Origin of the sequence: Agrobacterium tumefaciens (genome assembly GCF_005221385.1) — a bacterium.
Taxonomy (GTDB): Bacteria; Pseudomonadota; Alphaproteobacteria; order Rhizobiales; family Rhizobiaceae; genus Agrobacterium; species Agrobacterium tomkonis.
The window spans coordinates 860,960-880,228 of sequence record NZ_CP039903.1 but is presented as its reverse complement, the minus strand read 5'-3'; the positions used below and the strand labels follow the sequence as shown (position 1 = coordinate 880,228).

The 19,269-nt window shown below is 59.3% G+C and carries 14 protein-coding genes and 1 other annotated feature; of the genes, 8 read left to right on the top strand and 6 right to left on the bottom strand.

Going from position 1 to position 19,269, the window contains the following annotated elements; genetic code table 11:
• Positions 1 to 36: 36 nt before the first annotated feature.
• Complete coding sequence (locus CFBP6623_RS04410) at positions 37 to 474, bottom strand: DUF6163 family protein (protein ID WP_046798867.1); 438 nt, start codon at positions 472 to 474, stop codon at positions 37 to 39.
• Between the two features lie 184 nt (positions 475 to 658).
• Here CFBP6623_RS04410 and hemB point away from each other — a divergent pair, with 184 nt between their 5' ends.
• The 3 genes from hemB (at position 659) to CFBP6623_RS04390 (ending at position 3,166) form a co-directional block, all read left to right on the top strand.
• Positions 659 to 1,672: a porphobilinogen synthase gene (gene hemB / locus CFBP6623_RS04405; protein WP_046798866.1), complete on the top strand. Its 1,014-nt coding sequence runs from the start codon at positions 659 to 661 to the stop codon at positions 1,670 to 1,672.
• Positions 1,673 to 1,770: 98 nt separating this feature from the next.
• Positions 1,771 to 2,229: an RDD family protein gene (locus CFBP6623_RS04400; protein WP_046798865.1), complete on the top strand. Its 459-nt coding sequence runs from the start codon at positions 1,771 to 1,773 to the stop codon at positions 2,227 to 2,229.
• Between the two features lie 178 nt (positions 2,230 to 2,407).
• The gene (locus CFBP6623_RS04390; protein WP_046798863.1) at positions 2,408 to 3,166 is read left to right on the top strand and encodes an arginyltransferase; all 759 of its coding nucleotides are present in this window, start codon (positions 2,408 to 2,410) and stop codon (positions 3,164 to 3,166) included.
• A gap of 84 nt (positions 3,167 to 3,250) precedes the next feature.
• Here the strand turns inward: CFBP6623_RS04390 and parC are convergent, their stop codons facing one another.
• Positions 3,251 to 5,503: a DNA topoisomerase IV subunit A gene (gene parC / locus CFBP6623_RS04385; RefSeq protein WP_046798862.1), complete on the bottom strand. Its 2,253-nt coding sequence runs from the start codon at positions 5,501 to 5,503 to the stop codon at positions 3,251 to 3,253.
• Positions 5,504 to 5,732: 229 nt separating this feature from the next.
• On the opposite strand from parC, the gene CFBP6623_RS04380 reads away from it, so the two are divergent.
• The gene (locus CFBP6623_RS04380) at positions 5,733 to 6,923 is read left to right on the top strand and encodes a hypothetical protein (protein ID WP_046798861.1); all 1,191 of its coding nucleotides are present in this window, start codon (positions 5,733 to 5,735) and stop codon (positions 6,921 to 6,923) included.
• A 40-nt stretch (positions 6,924 to 6,963) separates the two neighbouring features.
• Here CFBP6623_RS04380 and CFBP6623_RS04375 read toward each other — a convergent pair whose 3' ends face one another.
• The 4 genes from CFBP6623_RS04375 to aspS form a co-directional block, all read right to left on the bottom strand.
• Positions 6,964 to 8,445, bottom strand: a complete 1,482-nt coding sequence (locus CFBP6623_RS04375; RefSeq protein ID WP_046798860.1) for a SulP family inorganic anion transporter — start codon at positions 8,443 to 8,445, stop codon at positions 6,964 to 6,966.
• A gap of 74 nt (positions 8,446 to 8,519) precedes the next feature.
• Positions 8,520 to 8,575: a sequence feature (sul1 is cis-regulatory element that is thought to sense ions involved in sulfur or methionine metabolism; They are found in Alphaproteobacteria), on the bottom strand.
• Between the two features lie 78 nt (positions 8,576 to 8,653).
• Positions 8,654 to 10,759 carry a methyl-accepting chemotaxis protein gene (locus tag CFBP6623_RS04370; RefSeq protein ID WP_046798859.1) on the bottom strand — a complete coding sequence of 702 codons (2,106 nt, stop codon included), beginning with the start codon at positions 10,757 to 10,759 and terminating at the stop codon, positions 8,654 to 8,656.
• A 315-nt stretch (positions 10,760 to 11,074) separates the two neighbouring features.
• The gene (creD, locus tag CFBP6623_RS04365) at positions 11,075 to 12,520 is read right to left on the bottom strand and encodes a cell envelope integrity protein CreD (RefSeq protein ID WP_046798858.1); all 1,446 of its coding nucleotides are present in this window, start codon (positions 12,518 to 12,520) and stop codon (positions 11,075 to 11,077) included.
• Positions 12,521 to 12,774: 254 nt separating this feature from the next.
• Positions 12,775 to 14,562, bottom strand: coding sequence for an aspartate--tRNA ligase (gene aspS, locus CFBP6623_RS04360; RefSeq protein WP_062653910.1), 1,788 nt, complete (start codon positions 14,560 to 14,562; stop codon positions 12,775 to 12,777).
• Positions 14,563 to 14,742: 180 nt separating this feature from the next.
• On the opposite strand from aspS, the gene CFBP6623_RS04355 reads away from it, so the two are divergent.
• From CFBP6623_RS04355 to CFBP6623_RS04340, 4 genes are all read left to right on the top strand, one after another.
• Complete coding sequence (locus tag CFBP6623_RS04355) at positions 14,743 to 16,014, top strand: MFS transporter (RefSeq protein WP_046798857.1); 1,272 nt, start codon at positions 14,743 to 14,745, stop codon at positions 16,012 to 16,014.
• 82 nt (positions 16,015 to 16,096) lie between these two features.
• On the top strand, positions 16,097 to 17,257 hold the full coding sequence (rnd, locus tag CFBP6623_RS04350; protein ID WP_052818588.1) for a ribonuclease D: 1,161 nt from the start codon (positions 16,097 to 16,099) through the stop codon (positions 17,255 to 17,257).
• 111 nt (positions 17,258 to 17,368) lie between these two features.
• Entirely contained in the window at positions 17,369 to 17,983 is a 615-nt protein-coding gene (locus CFBP6623_RS04345; RefSeq protein ID WP_046798855.1) for a hypothetical protein, read from the top strand.
• Between the two features lie 206 nt (positions 17,984 to 18,189).
• The gene (locus CFBP6623_RS04340) at positions 18,190 to 19,218 is read left to right on the top strand and encodes an adenylate/guanylate cyclase domain-containing protein (RefSeq protein ID WP_046798854.1); all 1,029 of its coding nucleotides are present in this window, start codon (positions 18,190 to 18,192) and stop codon (positions 19,216 to 19,218) included.
• The last annotated feature ends 51 nt before the right edge of the window (positions 19,219 to 19,269 follow it).

The window sequence follows — 19,269 nt, the reverse complement described above, 5'->3', positions numbered from 1 at the left end:
AAAAACAGCCTGAAAACAGGCCGCATTGCTTTATTCTTATGGTAAATCAATTCTTGCGCGTTCTTCATTCTGGCGGTGATCCAGCCAGAAAGCGACCAGAAATAGTATATAAATGGTTGCCACGAGACCGTGCATGACGGGTACCAGCGTGTTGGCGCCGAAGATATGTGGCCACACCTTATACATGGCGATCTGCGCGCCTGCCCCCATGACCCACATGACAGCGCCCCAGGAGGCGCCAAGCCAGAGGCCGAGTGCCGCAACCGGGAAAATAACCGCCAGTGCACTGCCCGCCACCCGCCAGGGCAGGTTCAGCATATCGAACCGCCCCTGCCCGCCCAGCGAGTACCCCGTGAGCATTGCCCAATATTGCAGGCCGAACCAGAAACAGGAGACCGCGACCAGCCTCATGAAGACCAGAAAGAGGATTTCCGTAAGCGGACGCTTCGGCAGAGGTTGAGAATCAGGTTCCATGGCCGGAAGATACGGCCTCGACGGGCGGGCGACCAGCCCATATTGAATCCGGTGGTCTGCCTTGTCAAAGCATCGCTGCCCGGCAAGGTAGGCAAGAGGGAAAGCCAGGGCGACATTGTCGCATTCGCACGGCGCATGCTTCATGTTATGCAGCTTGCGAAATTTGACCGAAGGACATTCTGACATGCAGGACAAAACGCATCTGGTCGACGAGATAACCGGCCATCGCCGCATGCGGCGCAATCGCAAGGCGGATTGGACGCGCCGTCTGGTGCAGGAGAACCGCCTGACCGTCGACGATCTCATCTGGCCGGTCTTCATCGTGCCCGGCAGCAATATCCTCGATCCCATTCCAGCGATGCCCGGCGTCAACCGCATGAGTATCGACAAGCTCGTCGAAGCGGCGAAGGAAGCCGCCGACCTCGGCATTCCGGCGATCGCCACCTTCCCGAATATCGAGATGGACCTGCGTGACGAGACCGGCTCGAACGCGCTCGAGGCCAACAATCTCATCAATCAGGCGACGATTGCAGTCAAAAAAGCCGTTCCAAATATCGGCATGATCACCGATGTCGCGCTCGACCCCTTCACCAGCCACGGGCATGACGGCATTTTGCGCGGCGACGAGATCGTCAATGACGAGACGGTCGATCAGGTCGTCAGGGCGGCGATCCTGCAGGCCGAGGCCGGTTCGGACATTATTTCTCCGTCGGAAATGATGGATGGCCGCATCGGCGCCATTCGTCGCGGTCTTGATGCCGCCGGGCACCAGAATGTCGGCATCATGGCTTACGCAACGAAATTCGCCTCCGGCTATTATGGCCCCTATCGCGAGGCTATCTCCACGGCCGGCCTGCTGAAGGGCGACAAGAATAGCTATTATATCAGCCCTGCCAACGGCATGGAAGCGATCCGTGATGCGGCGCTCGATGTGGAGGAAGGCGCGGATATGCTGATGGTCAAACCCGGCCTGCCCTATCTCGACATCTGCTGGCGGCTGAAGGAGAATTTTGGGCTGCCGACTTTCGCCTATCAGGTGTCCGGCGAATATACCCAGATCAAGGCGGCGGCCATGAATGGCTGGATCGACGGCGAACGGGTGATGATGGAAACACTTCTCTGTTTCAAGCGTGCAGGCTGCGATGGCATCTTGAGCTATTTCGCCATCGAGGCTGCACGCAAACTCGCAAAGGGCTGACGGCCACCTCTTATTGTATTCGGTCGTTTTCTTCCCATATTGTCTGCTGACACGGCATATAAGCCGCGCTGTCAGACCTTTTCAGGAGAAAATGAAAGATGAGCCTCGACCAGAACCCCACTTATGCCGCACCGGACGACTGGCGCGCCTATAGCGGCGTCCTGAGCCGGCGCGTCTTCGCATTCCTGATCGATTATGCGATCGTTCTGCTGCTTTGCATTCCGGCCGCCGTGATTGTCTTCTTTCTCGGCGTGATCACGCTGGGTCTCGGCTTTTTCCTCTACCCGGCGCTGTTCGTCATCGTCGCGGTGCTTTATTTCGGCGTATCGCTCGGCGGTCCCTCGCAGGCCACACCCGGCATGCGGGCGATGGGCATCGCGATGGCGCGCATGGACGGACGGCGAATCGATTTCCTGTTGGCGACCGTGCACATCGTGCTTTTCTGGGTCATCAACTCGGTTTTGACACCTTTGATTCTTCTGGCAGGCCTGTTTACCGAGCGCTCGCGCCTCGTTCACGACTTCCTGCTCGGCACCGTCATGGTCAGAACACGCTGATATCGAAGAAAGCCACGAAAACGTGGCTTTCAAAGACGGTAAATACCTCATCCCGCAGTTGACGTTTTCCGTCATTTTGCCATTCTGTGACATTATGCATGTCGCTTGAAGCGCCGCCGCCAACCCCGTGAAATCGCGGCGCGCTTTCATAACAGACGCAGGAGGCGATCACGGTTCGATGAACACGCAGGCGACGCCCTCCCCCCAATTCTATCTTACGGCGCCGGCCACCTGCCCCTATCTGCCGAACCAGATGGAGCGGAAGGTCTTTACGCATCTGGTTGGCCCGCGCGCCTCGGAAATGAACGACCTTCTGACCCAGGGCGGTTTCAGGCGTTCGCAAAACATCGCCTATCGCCCCGCCTGCGAAAACTGCCGCGCCTGCGTTTCCGTGCGCATCCTGACCGAGCAGTTCCAGCCGACGAAATCGATGCGGCGCGTATTGTCCATCAACAAGGATGTCGTCGCCACCGTTCACGCCGCCGAGCCTTCCACCGAGCAGTTCTCCCTGTTCCGCCGTTATCTGGACCACCGCCACCAGTCTGGCGGCATGTCCGACATGTCGGCGCTGGACTATGCGATCATGGTCGAAGACACACATGTGAACACCCGCATCATCGAATACCGCGTGCGCGAGCCGGGCTCAGGCATTGATTCCAGCAAACGCGGCGAGTTGCTGGCCGTGGCGCTCAGCGACGTGATGAGCGACGGGCTGTCGATGGTCTATTCCTTCTTCAACCCCGATCTCGAAAAACGCTCGCTCGGCACTTTCATGATAATAGATCACATCACCCGCACCCGGGCACTTGGCCTGCCGCATGTCTATCTCGGCTACTGGGTCGATGGTTCGGAAAAGATGGGCTACAAGACCCGCTACCATCCGCAGGAACATCTGACGCCCCGCGGCTGGGAGGTTTATGAGCCTGGCGAAGAATAACGGGGGCGCCACGTCCTATTCAATTCGGATAGCAAAAACACATGAAAGACGTCCCGAGTAAACTTCCGGGACGCCACTAAAATATTACCCACCAAACTTCCCGCTACGCGGAAACCCCTTTGGCACGGTGCGGCCCGCCGTTGCCCGGTCGGCCAGCCATTCGCGCAATTCCTCACCCACCTTGTTAAAGAGACGCCCGGCCGTGTCGGACCAGCTCAGACCCTCGGCAACGGCGAAACATTTCACGTCAATGACGCCGCCATCCTTGTAGCGTTGCAGGCGCACGCCCTTGCCGCGTGACATTTCCGGCACCTGCGACAGCGGGAAGGCCAGGAGCTTGCGGTTTTCGCCGACAACGGCGACATGATCGCCCGTCACCGGCACCGCGAGCTTGGCTTCATCAGGCATCGAGACATTCATGATCTGCTTGCCCTTACGGGTATTCGCGACCATTTCACTTTCCGCCACGACGAAACCGTTTCCAGCCGTGGAGACGAGCAGCAGCTTGCGCGACGGGTCGTGCACGAAGGCGGTCAGGATGTCCTGATCGTTCTCCATATCAACCATGATGCGGATCGGTTCGCCATGGCCGCGCCCGCCGGGCAGCTTGTCGGCGCCGAGCGTATAGGCCTTGCCGCCGGTGGTCAAAAGCAGCAGCTTGTCGGTGGTCTGCGCCGGGAAGGCAAGCTTCGGGCCGTCACCTTCCTTGAAGGTCAAGGCCGACGTATCGGACATGTGGCCCTTCAACGCCCTGATCCAGCCCTTCTGCGAGATGACGATGGTGACCGGTTCCTTTTCGATCATCGCCTGCTGGATGGCCTCGATATCGGCATCCGGCGCATCCGCGAACTGCGTGCGGCGACGGCCGATCTCGGTTGCCTTGGCATATTTCTTTTTGACCTCGCCGATTTCCCAGGCGACGGTCTGCCACTGCTTGTCGTCAGACGCGAGCAGACCTTCGATCTCGGCCTTCTCGCTGCTGAGTTCATCGAACTCCTTGCGGATTTCGAACTCCTCGAGCTTGCGCAGATTGCGCAGCCGCATGTTGAGGATGGCTTCGGCCTGATTGTCCGTGAGCGACCATTTGGCCATCATCACCTGTTTCGGCTCGTCTTCCTCGCGGATGATGCGGATAACCTCATCCAGATTGAGATAGGCGACCAACAGGCCGCCCAGAATCTCAAGCCTGCGGTCGATGGCGGCAAGACGGTGGCGGGAGCGGCGGACGAGAACGTCCTTGCGGTGCGCCAGCCACTCGCTCAGCACCTCATTCAGCGCCATGACCTTCGGCACCTTGCCAAGCGACAGCACGTTCATGTTGAGCGGCAGGCGGCTTTCGAGGTCGGACAGGCGAAACAGCGATTCCATCAGGAGCGTCGCATCGACGGTGCGGTTCTTCGGCACCAGCACAATGCGCACATCTTCAGCGGATTCGTCTCGAACATCTTCCAGCAGCGGCAGCTTGCGGGCGAGCAGCAGTTCGGCGATCTTTTCGATAAGCCGCGATTTCTGCACCTGGAAGGGAATTTCGGTAATGACGATCTGGTAACCGCCGCGGCCGAGATCTTCCGTTTCCCACTTGGCGCGCACGCGGAAACCGCCGCGTCCCGTCTTGTAGGCATCGAGAATATTCTCGCGGCTTTCGATGATGATGCCACCGGTCGGCAGGTCGGGGCCGGGAATGAACTCCACCAGCTTCTCGACCGTCGCATCGGGATGCTTGATGAGATATAGCGCCGCATCGCAAAGTTCGTGGGCATTGTGCGGCGGGATCGATGTCGCCATGCCGACGGCAATGCCGGAGGCGCCATTTGCCAGAAGATTCGGGAAAGCGCCCGGCAGGACCACCGGTTCCTCGTCTTCCTCATTATAGGTGGCGCGGAAATCCACGGCGTCCTCGCCGATGCCTTCCAGCAGCAGCGCCGCCACGTCAGTCATGCGCGCTTCGGTGTAACGATAGGCGGCAGCACCGTCGCCATCGATGTTGCCGAAATTGCCCTGCCCGTCGACGATCGGATAACGTTGTGAGAAATCCTGCGCGAGACGCACCAGCGCATCATAGACCGACTGGTCGCCGTGCGGGTGGAACTTACCGATAACGTCACCGACGATACGGGCGCATTTCTTGAAGGCCGAATTGGGACGGATGCCCATTTCGCTCATGGCGTGAATGATACGGCGATGCACCGGCTTCAGGCCGTCACGCACATCCGGCAGCGCACGATGCATGATCGTGGACAAGGCGTAAGCGAGGTAGCGCTCTTCAAGCGCCGCCTTCAAATCGACCGGATGAATGTTATCGTCTCCGCCAGACGGAGGTACAAGATTTTTTCCCATGGTGCTTGACTAGCGGAAATGCCGATTCCCGGCAAGAAATTCGGGGGTCTGCCCTGTGGATGAAAGCACCTCTCTCACGAGGTTTTTTGTTAACCGCGATCTAAATGCCGCAATGCCGCCGTCATGCGAATCGATCTAAATCCTATAGACCTTTGAATAATCGTGAATATAAGTATCACCATTAGCATTCTGACACGGTGCACATCCGTACGTTGAGGGAAGAAACATCATGAGACTGAAATCCACCCGGCAGGTTCTTTTCGCCAGTGCCGCGCTTCTTACGCTTTCGGCACCGGCTTTTGCGCTGGATGGCGGGGATGTGCTGAAGAAGATCAATGCAGCCTATGCCGCGCAGGGCGGCGAGATCGCCGCCGGCTCGGTTGCCGTCAACGGCTCGACGGTAACTCTGAACAGCGTGACCTTCAACGCAGCTGCCGATCCGGCCAAGAAAATCCCGGTCGGCAACATCACGCTTGAAGGCGTCGAGGAAAACAAGGGCGGTTATACGATCAAGAACGCCCGTTTCGACAATATCAACTACAGCCAAGAAAACGTGGAGATCAAGGCAAGCGACATCTACATGTCGGGCCTCGTCATTCCCGCCGATGCGACCACGGGCACCGTGGATGCACTGATGTTCTATGACGAAGCGCATAGCGGTCCGGTTTCGGTTTCCATCGACGGCAAGCCGGCTTTCTCGCTTGAAGAAAGCACCGCGACGATGTCCGTCAGCGATGACAAGGCCTCAATCGGTTTCGAACTCGATGCATCCGGCTTCAAGGCCGATCTCAGCGAAGTCACCGACCCGGCCACGAAGGACGCAATCGAGAAGCTCGAGCTCAAGGCCCTTTCCGGCGACATGACCATGAGCGGCAGCTGGGAAGTCGCCTCCGGCACCGTCGATGTCGAGGAATATGCCATCGACCTCGACAATGTCGGTCGCCTCAACATGTCATTCGGCTTCTCCGGCTACACGCTCGCCTTCATCAAGTCGATGCAGGAGACGGTAAAGGCTCAGGCCGCCAATCCGAACAAGGAACAGGCGGACCAGGCGGCAAGCCTTGCCATGCTCGGCCTGATGCAGCAGCTTTCCTTCATCAACGCCGAAATCAGCTTTGAAGACGCCAGCATCACCAAGCGCGCCATCGATTACGCGGCAAGCCAGCAGGGCATGACGAGCGACCAGCTTGCCCAGACCATCAAGGGCATGGCCCCCATCATGATGGCCTCGCTCAACGTTCCGGAATTGCAGAACATGGTGTCGGTGGCGATCAACACCTATATCGACAATCCGAAGAACTTCGCCATCACCGCAGAACCGGAAAAGCCGGTTCCGTTCCCGATGATCATGGGCGCTGCGATGGGCGCGCCGAACACCCTGCCGAAAATGCTCGGCGTGACGGTGACGGCAAACGAATAAACAAAAAAGCCCCGGTTTTGCCGGGGCTTTTTATTTGTACTCAATGCAGCGGGGCTGCCGCCGCACCCTGCTTGTCGTGCAAGGCGAAACGGTCGATCATGTGGGCGCTCGCCTCGTTGACACCGATCACTTCGACCCGCTTGCCGACTTTACGGAATTTCAGGACAACCTTATCCAGCGCGCCGACCGCCGAAATATCCCACAGATGCGCCTCCGTGACATCAATCGTCACCGCCTCCACCTCTTCGGCAAAATCAAAGGCGGCGATGAAGCTCTCCGTCGAAGCGAAGAAAATCTGACCGTCGACGCGGTAGATCCGCTCCCGGCCATCGGCTGAAAGCTCCGGCCGGACATGGAAGAGCTTAGACACCTTGCCTGCGAAAAACACACCGGAAAGAAGTACGCCCGCCAGCACACCCTTTGCAAGGTCATGGGTGGCGAGCACCGTGCCGACGGTTACCAGCATGACGATGCTTGAAGATGGCGGGTTGCGGCGGAGATCAAGGATCGAACGCCATGAGAAGGTGCCGATGGACACCATGATCATGACTGCCACCAGAGCCGCCATGGGAATGATGCGCACGAGATCGTCCAGCACCAGGATGAGGAACAGCAGGAACGCACCCGCGATGAAGGTGGACAAGCGGCCGCGACCGCCGGAGCTGACATTGATGACGGACTGGCCAATCATGGCGCAGCCGCCCATGCCGCCGATGAGGGCAGAGGCGATATTGCTCGTCCCCTGCCCGATGCATTCCTGGCTCTTGTTGCTGCCCGTATCCGTCATGTCGTCGACGATCTGGGCCGTCAGCAGCGATTCCAGCAGGCCGACGGCGGCGAGCGCCACGGAATAGGGAAAGATGATCTGCAACGTCTCGAAGGTCAGCGGCACCTGCGGCAGGGCGAATATCGGCAGCGTCGAGGGCAACTCACCGAGATCGCCGACCGTGCGGATGTCCATGCCGGAAAACACCGCAACGCAGGTCAGGACAACGATGGCGACCAGCGGTGACGGGATGATCTTCGTGACCAGCGGGAAGAGATAGATGATCGCAAGGCCAGCCGCGATCATGACATAGGTTTCAACCGGCACGCCGATCAGTTCGGGCAATTGCGCCATGAAGATCAGGATCGCCAGCGCGTTGACGAAACCGGTCATGACAGAGCGCGAGACGAAGCGCATCACCCGGCCAAGCCTCGCAAAACCCGCCGCGATCTGCAGCACGCCCATGAGGATGGTGGCGGCAAAGAGATATTGCAGGCCGTGCTCCTTGACGAGCGTGACCATAAGCACGGCAGTGGCAGCGGTTGCCGCCGAAATCATGCCCGGCCGGCCGCCGGTGAATGCGGAAACGCAGGCGATGGCGAAGGAGGCAAACAGCCCCACTTTCGGATCGACACCGGCAATGACGGAAAAGCCGATGGCTTCGGGAATGAGGGCGAGCGCGACAACGATGCCGGAAAGCACATCGCCGCGAATATTGGAAAACCACTCACGTCTGTAAGTCTGAAATCTGTTCATCTGATTTTTTCGCAAAGAATGACGCACCGGCCGGAGCCATGTCCGGTAGATTGAAAAGGAATGTCGGTGCTTTGCGTTGTCTGGCGGATCGGCGGCCAGAAGAGCCACCCGGGATTTCACCGGGTCCGTGGTGAGTACCCCACCTATAAACAGCAAAAAAGCGGGCGGCAAGTTGCGCGCCCGCTTTTCGATACAGTGAAATGAGGTATCAGGCCGCTTCGCGCAAGCCACGCTCCTCTATATGCATATCACTCAGCCGGAACTGACAGACCAGATCCTTGAGACGGGCCGTCTCGCTCGCCAGCATGGCGCTGGCGGCATTGTTTTCCTCGACCATGGCGGCATTCTGCTGTGTGCCCTGATCCAGATGATTGACGGCAGTATTGATCTCGGAAAGCCCGAGCGACTGCTCCTTTGTCGCGACCGCGATGGCTTCGATATGGCCGTTGATCGTCTTGACAGAGCCGCCGATGCGCGACAGGGCAGCACCTGTTTCCCGCACGAAACGCGCACCGTCCTTCACCTCGGTGCTGGAGTTGCGGATGAGCACCTTGATCTCGGCCGCCGCTTTTGCAGAGCGCTGCGCCAGTTCGCGCACCTCCTGCGCGACGACGGCGAAACCGCGCCCCGCCTCGCCTGCACGCGCGGCCTCCACGCCAGCGTTGAGCGCGAGAAGATTGGTCTGGAAGGCGATCTCATCGATGACGCTGATAATGCTGCCGATCTTGCCGGATGATTGCTCGATCTTTTCCATGGCCATGATGGTGTCGACGACAAGATCGGCCGTGCGGGTGGCATCCTCATCTGCCGAATGGGCGACCGTGCGGGCTTCCACCGCGCGTTCCGCCGAAATGCGGATATTCGCGGTCAATTCATCGAGAGCGGCGGCGGTCTCTTCCAGCGAGGCGGCCTGCTGCTCGGTGCGGCGGGCAAGATCGGCAGCGCTCTGGCTGATTTCCTGGCTGCCGCCGTCAATCGCAACGCTCGACTGCACGACGCCGGACATGGCGGCATCCAGCTGGCGGATGGTGCGGTTTAGATCGTGGCGCAAAGTCTCGAAATCCGGGGCGAAAGGCTCGTTCAACTCGAAGGAGAGATCACCGGCGGCGAGGCGGTGCAGCGCCGCCGCCAGACCGCTGGTCGCCTGCATCAGCCGCGCCTGTGCCTCGGCCTCCGCCTCTCGCTGGAAGCGGGCCTTTTGATCTTCCGCCTGTTGCCGGGCCGCAAAAGTCTGGTTCTCCAGTTCGATCTTGGCGATGGCGGCCTGCCGGAAAATTTCCAGCGCCTGCGCCATGGCGCCAAATTCATCCTTACGGCGCAGGCCGGGAACGGCGAATTCGGTTTCACCTTCGGCAAGGCGACGCATCGCACCGGTGATCAAAGTCGCGGGGCGGGTTATCGAACGGCCAATGAAATAGACCCCGGCAAAAAGGATCACGACGGTCAGGGCAATGAGGGCGACGACGATCGAAACCGTGGTTTCCGCCGCATTTTTGTTTTCCAGCGCGCTTGCCTGCCGCTCCTGCCGATAGGCCGAGGAAATATCGGCAACAATGGGCAGCAACGCATTGTAGGCGGAAGCGACCGTTTCGCGCGCTTTTTGCTCCTCCAGCACCGCCTGCGCATAAAAGCGGAATGAGGCGGTGTAGATTTCCAGCGCGTCCATGATGCGCTGGCGCTCCGCGCCTGGCCGATATTCCAGCTTTACCAGCGCCTTGAAGGTTTCCACCTCGGCGGCGTGTTTCGTCGCATAGGTTTCGTCGCGCCGCAGGATGAAATCCTTTTCGTGCCTGCGCATCATCAACATGCTGGCGCGGATTTCGGCATTGGCAACGGTGTCGATGTGTTTTTCAATGGAATGCACACCATTACGCATCGCGCCTTCAAGTCCGTCTGCGGGGGTGAGACCCAGCTCCTGATTTTTGGAAACCAGCGCTTTCATGCGTTCGCCATAGGCAGCAACACCCTGCGCCAGCGCATCAAGTTTCACGCTGGTCTGCGATGTCGCGCTGCCTTCGAGGGAATTGACGGACTGCGCAACCCTGCCCATCGTCTGGTTAAACTGCGCCACGGAATTCATGTCCCTGGAAAGCAGGAAGTCCCTCTGATGCAGGCGGCTTTCATGCAGAGCGTCCACCAGCGTCGTCAACACCCCGTCCCTCTGGATCAGCGTGTCTTCGGCGGCGCGATAACGCTCCTCCATCTGCCTTTGCCACAGCAGCATGCCGGCGATGACGGCGATACCGCACAGCGCAGCCAGCGCCAGCATGGACACGCGATGCGCAATTTTGAACGTCGAGACCAGCGAAAACATTCAACCCTCGTTTGTGAAACTTCGTGGGGCGATGAATGATCGACAAGGCTTAAGAAGTTCTCTACCGGATTTGTCAGTTTGATTAATTTTTTATGACAACCCACAGGTTAAACAGAATACGCAGCAGATGCCCGCAAGCAAAAGACGCTCCACGATTAAGATGCCTCTAGCAAAAAAAGAGTAGACAACAGGCGGGAAAACGTTGCCATCCCGCCCCAATATTCGCTCCCCGCTTTTCTCATCTGACACCAAGTCGGATAAGGAAAAACGGGGAGTTACGACGATTCGAGACCAATCTGGCTGGAGTAGGCTGGACTATGCCGCCTCGTTTGCGGAGTTGCGAATCTGCGATGCCCCTGCCCCCGACCAATCGACCCGGCGGGTGGCGTACATGGTTGCGGCTATGGCAATGAAGGAAATCACAGCACCTGCCAGCAACGCATACTCGTCTTCGTTCAAAACCAGATACATGACGCCGTAGGCGACCGCCAATGCGGTAAACAATGCCACACCGTTCCTGCGACTATTGGTTGCACTTCCGAGATACGATGCGATCAGTGCCGCCGTTGATGTTGATGCGGTGATATAGGCAGCCGTGAAGCCGGTATGCTCGGAGAGCGCCAGCAACAACACGTAGAAAATAATCAGCGCCAACCCCGTCAGCACATATTGTATCCAGTGCACGACAGTGCCGCCCCTGAGTTCTACGATGAAGACGGCAAGGAAGACCAGCGAGATGAAACCGATCGAATATTTCAGCGTCCGGGCGATGATCTGGTAGAATTTCACGGGTTCAACGAGGTTGATCGTCATCAGGCTGCCCGACAGCGGCAGACGCGTGCCCTCCACCACCCGATCTATGCCCCTGGCAAGATAAGGAATGGTCCAGTTCGCCTTGAAATCCGTGGCGGTGACGGTCTTCTGCTCGGGCAGGAACAGGCCTTCAAAGCCCGGATGCGGCCAATCGGCGTTTGCCGCAAAGCTCGTCGTCTGGCCGGCCGGCGCCACGGCGAAACTGCCTGAACCATTCAGGGAAAAGGCGATATCGAAGGCGAAGCCGGTTTCGATGAGGTTTCTTTCAATCACCCTGTGCACTCCGGCATCGGATCTGATGGCGATTTCCGGACCGGCGCGGTTGGTCAGTGCCGAAATATCCCGCATGCCGGGATCAAAAGGCAGAACTGGGCCGCCATCGATTTTGACGCCGGCGCTGGAGCGAATGCCGGTAATATCCTGTATGCTGAGGACGAGAATGGCGTTCTCCAGTCGCGGCGTGCCGGAAAAGCGCGCAAGATCCTGCAGGATGCCGGAACCGAAGCGGCCTTTCAGCATGACGTTGCCGTTATAGACCGGCAGGCTATAGATCGACAGCTGCTTTTCCTCGGTCTTCAGATCGGCCGCGACATCAAGCGTTTCCGGCATGACCAGCACCCATTCCGTCGTGCGGTCGACGATGCTCTGGCCATTCACCTCGCGGCGGCGATCTACGTCGAAAGGCACGGCAAGATAGGGACCGTTCACCACCTGATCACCGCCCCAGCCATTGGCAATCCGGCCCGACACATCTTCCGCCCGCGAGGCGCGCTCTTCCGTCAACCCCCAGACAAGCAGGAGCGGTACGAGCAGAACCATCGATATGAAGCCGATCATCAGGAACTTGGCGCCCGGCGAGCGCAGGCTGACGGCGAAATTGCCGCGTGGTGGGGCTGAATGTGCATATCCACCCGCCGGCGCGATGTCTTTTTCCGTTTCATGTACCATTCTGAAATCCTTATAAATATGATCGCGCCGAAACCGAAAGCGAAGTTCGGCCGGCGCTGTCCCAAGTTTAAAACCCCAAATAGTCTTGCGTCCCCCAGGTGAACGCGGGGCCTATACTGGAAGCGGATTTCGGCTGATTGTGCGCGGAATTCGGTTTAACTCGCGGTAAAATTGTGACTTTGCCGCGTTCGTTGCAAAAACAAAAAGGGCCGGCGTCACCGCCAGCCCTTTGTTTGAACCTGAATAAATCCAGATCAGTCCTTTTTGGACGGAACCACGCGCAGCGCCAGTTCGCGAAGCTGCGTCGGCGTTGCCGGCGACGGGGCATTCATCAAGAGGTCCTGCGCCTGCTGGTTCATCGGGAACAGCGTGATTTCGCGCAGGTTCTTGGCGCCGACCAGCAACATGACCACACGGTCGATGCCGAAAGCGCAACCGCCATGCGGAGGCGCGCCGTACTGGAAGGCACGGTAGAGACCGCCGAAGCGCTCTTCCACATCGCTCTGCGACAGGCCGACCTTTTCGAAGGCCTTGACCATCAACTCAGGCGACTGGTTACGGATCGAGCCGGAAGCGATTTCGAAGCCGTTGCAGACCGCGTCATACTGGAACGCCTTGATGGAAAGCGGATCCTGGCCTTCCAGCGCTTCCATGCCACCCTGCGGCATGGAGAAGGGGTTATGGGCGAAATCGATCTTCTTTTCTTCATCGTTGTATTCGAAGAAGGGGAAATCGACGATCCAGCACATTTCAAAACGGTCGCGGTCGATCAGGTTCAGTTCGTCGGCAGCGCGGGTGCGCGCCTCACCGGCGAACTTGTAGAACTTTGCGGGATCGCCGGCGACGAAGAAGCACGCATCGCCCGCTTCAAGGCCGAGCTGCGTGCGCAGCGCTTCGGTGCGTTCCTCGCCGATGTTCTTGGCGAGCGGGCCGGAGCCGCCGACCTTGCCGTCTTCTTCCTTCCAGAAGATATAACCGAGGCCAGGCTGGCCCTGGCTCTGCGCCCACACGTTCATGCGGTCGCAAAAAGCGCGCGAGCCGCCGGTCTTGGCAGGGATCGCCCAGACCTGAACCTTGGGGTTGGAAGCGATCATGTTGGCGAAGACCTTGAAACCCGAACCGTCGAAATGTTCGGTTACAGCTTCCATGACGATCGGGTTGCGCAGGTCCGGCTTGTCGGAGCCGTATTTGCGGATCGATTCGTCGTAGGGAATGCGCGGCCACTGTTTCGTCACCGGCTTGCCTTCAGCAAACTGTTCGAACACGGCCGTCATCATCGGCTCCATCGTGGTCCAGACATCTTCCTGGGTCACGAAGCTCATTTCGACGTCGAGCTGGTAGAATTCACCCGGCAGGCGGTCGGCACGCGGGTCTTCATCGCGGAAGCAGGGAGCGATCTGGAAGTAGCGGTCGAAACCGGCCACCATCAAAAGCTGCTTGTACTGCTGCGGCGCCTGCGGCAGCGCGAAGAACTGGCCTTCATGGATACGCGAGGGAACGAGGAAGTCGCGCGCACCTTCCGGCGAGGATGCGGTGAGGATCGGCGTGGTATATTCGGCAAAGCCCAGTTCACCCATGCCCTTGCGCATGGAAGAGATGATCTGCGTGCGCTTGACGATGTTCTTGTGCAGCGTCTCGCGGCGAAGGTCGAGGAAGCGATATTTCAGGCGCACGTCTTCGGGATATTCCGGCTCACCGAACACCGGCAGCGGCAGTTCCTTGGCAACACCAAGAACTTCGATCTCCTGCGCATAAAGCTCGATCTCGCCGGTCGCCATGCCCTTGTTGATGGTGTCCTCTGAGCGCGCCTTGACCAGACCGTCGATGCGGATGACCCATTCGCCACGCACCGTCTCGGCAACCTTGAAGGCCGGGCTATCAGGATCGGCCACCACCTGGGTGATGCCGTAATGGTCGCGAAGGTCGATGAAGAGAACGCCGCCATGATCTCGCACGCGGTGAACCCAACCGGAAAGGCGAACGGTTTCGCCGACGTCGGACTTGCGGAGAGCGGCACAGGTGTGGCTGCGGTAACGATGCATTTTTATATCCTGGAACGTGTCGTGCGCCATGTGGGCCGCACTGTCGAAATTGGCCGGAAAAACGCATGACCAGCCTGATTTGTCAAGGCAAAGCGCAAGATTGTCGCCTCCTGACTGTCCTTTCCCCCGCCTTGGCTTTAGATAGTGCTTATTCAGCCCGCCAAACCGAGTCGGCCCGCAATGAGCCAGATCAGACCCCTTATCCCGCTTCTCGTCACCGCCGGCATTCTGATCGGCGGCAATGGCCTGCAGGGAACCTATATCGCGCTGCGCGGCCTGTCCGAAGGGTTTTCGGCGAGTACCATCGGCCTCATCAGCGCCGCCTATAGTCTCGGCTTCGCACTCGGCTGCATTTCGGTGACGCGCCTGCTGCGCAAGATAGGTCATATCCGCACTTTTGCCACCATGGCGGCGGTGGCGTCGGCCGCGTCGATCGCCATGCCGCTCGTCCTGCATCCGCTGTTCTGGCTGGCGATGCGCTTCATCATCGGCATTGCGGTCGCCTGTCTTTTTGCGGCCATCGAAAGCTGGATCAATGCACAGGTGACGAATTCCAACCGGGCGCGGACGCTCTCCATCTATCGTTTCGTCGATCTCGGCTCCGTCACGCTCGCCCAATATGTCATTCCCGTCGCCGGCATCGACGGACCGGTGGTGTTTTCGCTGATCGCCATGGCGCTGACGCTTTCGCTGGTGCCGATCTCGCTTGCCGACAAATCCAACCCCGCCCCGCCGAAACAGATCCCCTTCAATCTGTTCGCCGTCTGGCGCATTTCACCACTTGCCGTGGTCGGCTGCGTCGCCGTCGGTCTCAGCATGGCGGCGTTTCGCAATATCGGCCCGATCTATGCCGAACAGATCGGCCTTTCGGTGACGGCCATCGCCACCTTCATGAGTGCCGGCATCATCGGCGGCGTGGTGCTGCAATATCCGCTCGGCGTCTACTCCGATCGCTATGACCGGCGCATCATCATTCTCGCCACCACCGCCGGCTCTGTCGTCGTCGGCCTGTTTCTTGCCTTCTTCGCCGGCACGGATGAATGGAGCAACATCATCGGCGTCTTCGTGTTCGGCGCATTCGCCCTGCCGCTTTATTCGCTCAGTTCCGCCCACGGCAACGACCATGCCAAGGAAGGCGAACATGCGATGGTTTCGGCCGGGCTTTTGTTCTTCTGGTCGGTGGGGGCCACCGTCGGGCCGCTGCTCGCCTCCGTCCTGATCGACCAGTTCGGTCCGAAGGCGCTGTTCAGCTATACGGCGGCGATCCAGATCGTTTTCATCGCCTACACCATATACCGGCTGCGGGTGCGTGAGGGCGTTCCAGTGGAGGAGAGGAACTGGCGGTTCCGTTCGCTTTTGCGCACATCCGCATATTTTCAGAAGCTCGCCGCCCCCATGCCGCCCAAAAAGGACGGGACGGAGCCCAATCCGCCCGAGAAAAACGATCCTTGAGCCTTCAAAAGCGGGCTTTGTATTGACATGCGCCCGGCAAAGGGAAAGTAAGACGGATAATTTTCACGAGTGGCCATTTGCAATGATTGAAACGACTGCCGCCCTCGCCGAAGCCTGCACGGAACTGGCGAAATCGGAATTCATCACCATCGACACCGAGTTCCTGCGGGAAACGACCTTCTGGCCGGAGCTGTGCCTCGTGCAGATGGCAAGCCCGACGCTTGAAGTGCTGGTCGATCCGCTCGCCAAGGGTCTCGATCTGACGCCGCTTTTCGAGCTGATGGCCAATCCTGCTGTCGTGAAGGTTTTCCACGCCGCGCGGCAGGATATCGAAATCATCTACCATCTCGGCGGGCTCATCCCGCACCCGATCTTCGACACCCAGGTCGCCGCCATGGTTTGCGGTTTCGGCGATTCGATCTCCTACGACCAGCTGGTGCAAAAGATCAAGAACGTGCAGATCGACAAATCCTCGCGCTTCACTGACTGGAGCCGCCGCCCGCTGACCGAAAAGCAGCTGGATTACGCGCTGGCCGACGTGACCCATCTGCGCGACGTCTATCTCTCGTTGAAGGCGCAGCTGGAGCGCGAAGGCCGCTCGCTGTGGCTGACCGAAGAGATGGATATTCTGGAATCGCGTGACACCTATGACATGCATCCCGACGATGCGTGGCTGCGGCTGAAATCGCGCCTGCGCAAGCCGACCGAACTCGCCATCCTCAAATTCGTCGCCGCCTGGCGCGAGCGTGAGGCGCGTTCCCGCAACGTGCCGCGTTCCCGCGTCCTGAAAGACGATGCGATCTTCGAAATCGCCCAGCAGCAGCCGAAGGATGCCGAGGCGCTGTCGCGCCTGCGCACAATCCCCAAAGGCTGGGAACGCTCCACTTCCGGCACCGCCATCGTCGAAACCGTAAATGCCGCGCTGGCATTGCCGAAAGAGGAAATGCCCAAGGCGCCGCGCCACAGCCACGCGCCGGAAGGCTCCGGTGCTGCCGTGGAACTCTTAAAGGTTCTGCTGAAGCTGACGGCCGACAAACACGGCGTTGCCGCCAAGGTCATCGCCAACAGCGACGATCTGGACAAGATCGCCGCTGAAGGCGAAAACGCGACCGTGGGGGCACTGAGCGGCTGGCGGCGCGAACTCTTCGGCGATGTGGCGCTGAAACTCATCAACGGCGAAGTGGCCCTGCGTTTTGCCGGCAAGAAGGTCGAGGCGGTTGAGGTTGCGGCAAGCGAGCCGTAATCACCCGCCCGCCGCTGGAGAGTTTCCGCTTTGACTGGAACTGCTCTACCCCAATTTTGCCCGTATCGCGTTCCATCTCTTTGCCGATGTTTGCGCTTTGAGGGTCTTTCCATGAAACCTGCCCGCACGCCGCTGCTGGTCGCCCTTCTGGCGGCCGCAGGTATTCTCCCCATCCCTGCCGCCCTTCCCGCCCGCGCCGACGACGGCAAGGTCGACCTTCAGGGCGAATGGACGACCGACTGCCTGAGGATCGGCAAGAGCGACTGGCACGGCGTCATCACCCGCATCACGATACGCGGCGACCGCATGCACGCCGTTTCGCAGATCTATGCCCGCAACGGCTGCCAGCAACCCACGGTGCAGGTGCGTTACGAAGGCACGCTGGATGGCGGTCTGAAAGAGCACGACAGCCTGCTCTTTGCCCATACCGTCACCTCGATCACCATGACGCCGAACGACGCAGACGTCGTTGCGCACTATAATGGCGACCCGAAAGGCGTCGGCTGCGGCCTGAGCGGCTGGAAGGAGAACACCCCCTTTAATGTCGAAGGCAGGACCTGCGCGGCCGCCAACTTCGCCGGCAAGGGAGATACCCTGTTCGACCGGGCATGGATCGACGGCAACCGGCTGCGTTTTGCCGCCTTTCCCGTCGAATGGTCCAACCGGTCACCGGACGACCGGCCGCAATCCCCGCTTGAAACGGTCTATTACAGAACATCATATTAGACGTAACGCGGCATCGGTGCCCGTTTTGCGGCAACAGGGCAACAACCTTTCCAATCCTTCATGTGACCTTACCGAAAGGTCACTTTTTGCAGCGCATTTTCCACATTAATGTCGCATATGACCGCAACAGAAGCTTCGCCGACGGGAGCGGCCAGTTCTTCCTTCCCGAGACCCAAGGCTTCCCTTCCCGAGACCCAAGAACCGACATGAGAAAATTGCTGCCCATTCTGGATTACGTGGTGCTCTTCGTTGCCGTGGCCGGCGCCGGGGTGGCCTACGCCTTTCTGGAATATGGCGGCGGCGCGCTGATCGGCGCGACCTATGCGTTATTTGCCTGCGCACCCATTCTCGCTTTTGAGCGCGGTTACATCATGCCCGGCCTGTCGCGGCGGGTCAGCGCATTGCCGACACCGGTCTATATCGCCGTCGGTCTGATCATCTATGCCGTTCTCGTTTTCTGCGGTTTCGGGCTTGGCGGCACCATCCTGTGGCTGAGCGGGATATTTCCCGGCACCTGGAAACGGGCGGTGCATGCAGAAGTGCAGACGCTCGTCTTCACCCTCATCGTCTGCGGCATCATCGTTTTTATCATGCGGGTGCGTGAACTTCTTGGTCGCGACATCTTCATCGATCTCATTCTCGGGCGCTATCGCCGGCCGGTCAGCGAAGACCGCGTCTTCATCTTCATCGATCTTGTCGGCTCCACCTCCTTTGCCGAAACCAATGGAGACCTGAAGGCCCAGGAGTTTCTCGGCGAAATCTTCGCGAGCTATGCCGCACCGGTCAGGAAACACGGCGGCGTCATCGATGACTATATTGGCGACGCCGCCATCATCACCTGGCCCTATCACATGGCGATCAGGCGGGCGGCCTGCGTGCGCTGTGTCTTCGATATTCTGGCGACCATCGAAGAAAAACGCAACATGTGGATTTCCCGCTTCGGTGAAGTGCCGCGCCTGCGCTTTGCCATCCATGGCGGGCCTGTCATTACCGCAGAAATCGGCGTCGACCATCACAAGATCACCTATTTCGGCGATACGGTGAACACGACCTCGCGACTCGAATCACTGAGCAAGATGCTCGGCCACCCGGTGCTGATTTCCGCCGACCTTGCCCATCAGCTGGTGCTTCCAAAGGGTGTGCGCAGCGAATATCTCGGCGAACATGCGGTCAAGGGCCGTGGCCAAACGCTGGGTGTATGCACGCTCAGCCAGTATCAGGCCCCTGCCGCATAAGGGCAATTGGCTGGAAAAAGCCGCGCCGTTCCGTTTGGATACGGCAGCCGT

Excerpts from the sequence above, each read along its gene's own strand:
- CFBP6623_RS04340 (WP_046798854.1), top strand. The coding sequence starts at position 18,190 with ATGAGAAAATTGCTGCCCATTCTGGATTACGTGGTGCTCTTCGTTGCC.
- CFBP6623_RS04410 (WP_046798867.1), bottom strand. The coding sequence starts at position 474 with ATGGAACCTGATTCTCAACCTCTGCCGAAGCGTCCGCTTACGGAAATC.
- CFBP6623_RS04345 (WP_046798855.1), top strand. The coding sequence starts at position 17,369 with ATGAAACCTGCCCGCACGCCGCTGCTGGTCGCCCTTCTGGCGGCCGCA.
- CFBP6623_RS04370 (WP_046798859.1), bottom strand. The coding sequence starts at position 10,759 with ATGTTTTCGCTGGTCTCGACGTTCAAAATTGCGCATCGCGTGTCCATG.
- rnd (WP_052818588.1), top strand. The coding sequence starts at position 16,097 with ATGATTGAAACGACTGCCGCCCTCGCCGAAGCCTGCACGGAACTGGCG.
- CFBP6623_RS04355 (WP_046798857.1), top strand. The coding sequence starts at position 14,743 with ATGAGCCAGATCAGACCCCTTATCCCGCTTCTCGTCACCGCCGGCATT.
- creD (WP_046798858.1), bottom strand. The coding sequence starts at position 12,520 with ATGGTACATGAAACGGAAAAAGACATCGCGCCGGCGGGTGGATATGCA.
- CFBP6623_RS04400 (WP_046798865.1), top strand. The coding sequence starts at position 1,771 with ATGAGCCTCGACCAGAACCCCACTTATGCCGCACCGGACGACTGGCGC.
- CFBP6623_RS04380 (WP_046798861.1), top strand. The coding sequence starts at position 5,733 with ATGAGACTGAAATCCACCCGGCAGGTTCTTTTCGCCAGTGCCGCGCTT.
- CFBP6623_RS04375 (WP_046798860.1), bottom strand. The coding sequence starts at position 8,445 with ATGAACAGATTTCAGACTTACAGACGTGAGTGGTTTTCCAATATTCGC.
- parC (WP_046798862.1), bottom strand. The coding sequence starts at position 5,503 with ATGGGAAAAAATCTTGTACCTCCGTCTGGCGGAGACGATAACATTCAT.
- CFBP6623_RS04390 (WP_046798863.1), top strand. The coding sequence starts at position 2,408 with ATGAACACGCAGGCGACGCCCTCCCCCCAATTCTATCTTACGGCGCCG.
- hemB (WP_046798866.1), top strand. The coding sequence starts at position 659 with ATGCAGGACAAAACGCATCTGGTCGACGAGATAACCGGCCATCGCCGC.
- aspS (WP_062653910.1), bottom strand. The coding sequence starts at position 14,562 with ATGCATCGTTACCGCAGCCACACCTGTGCCGCTCTCCGCAAGTCCGAC.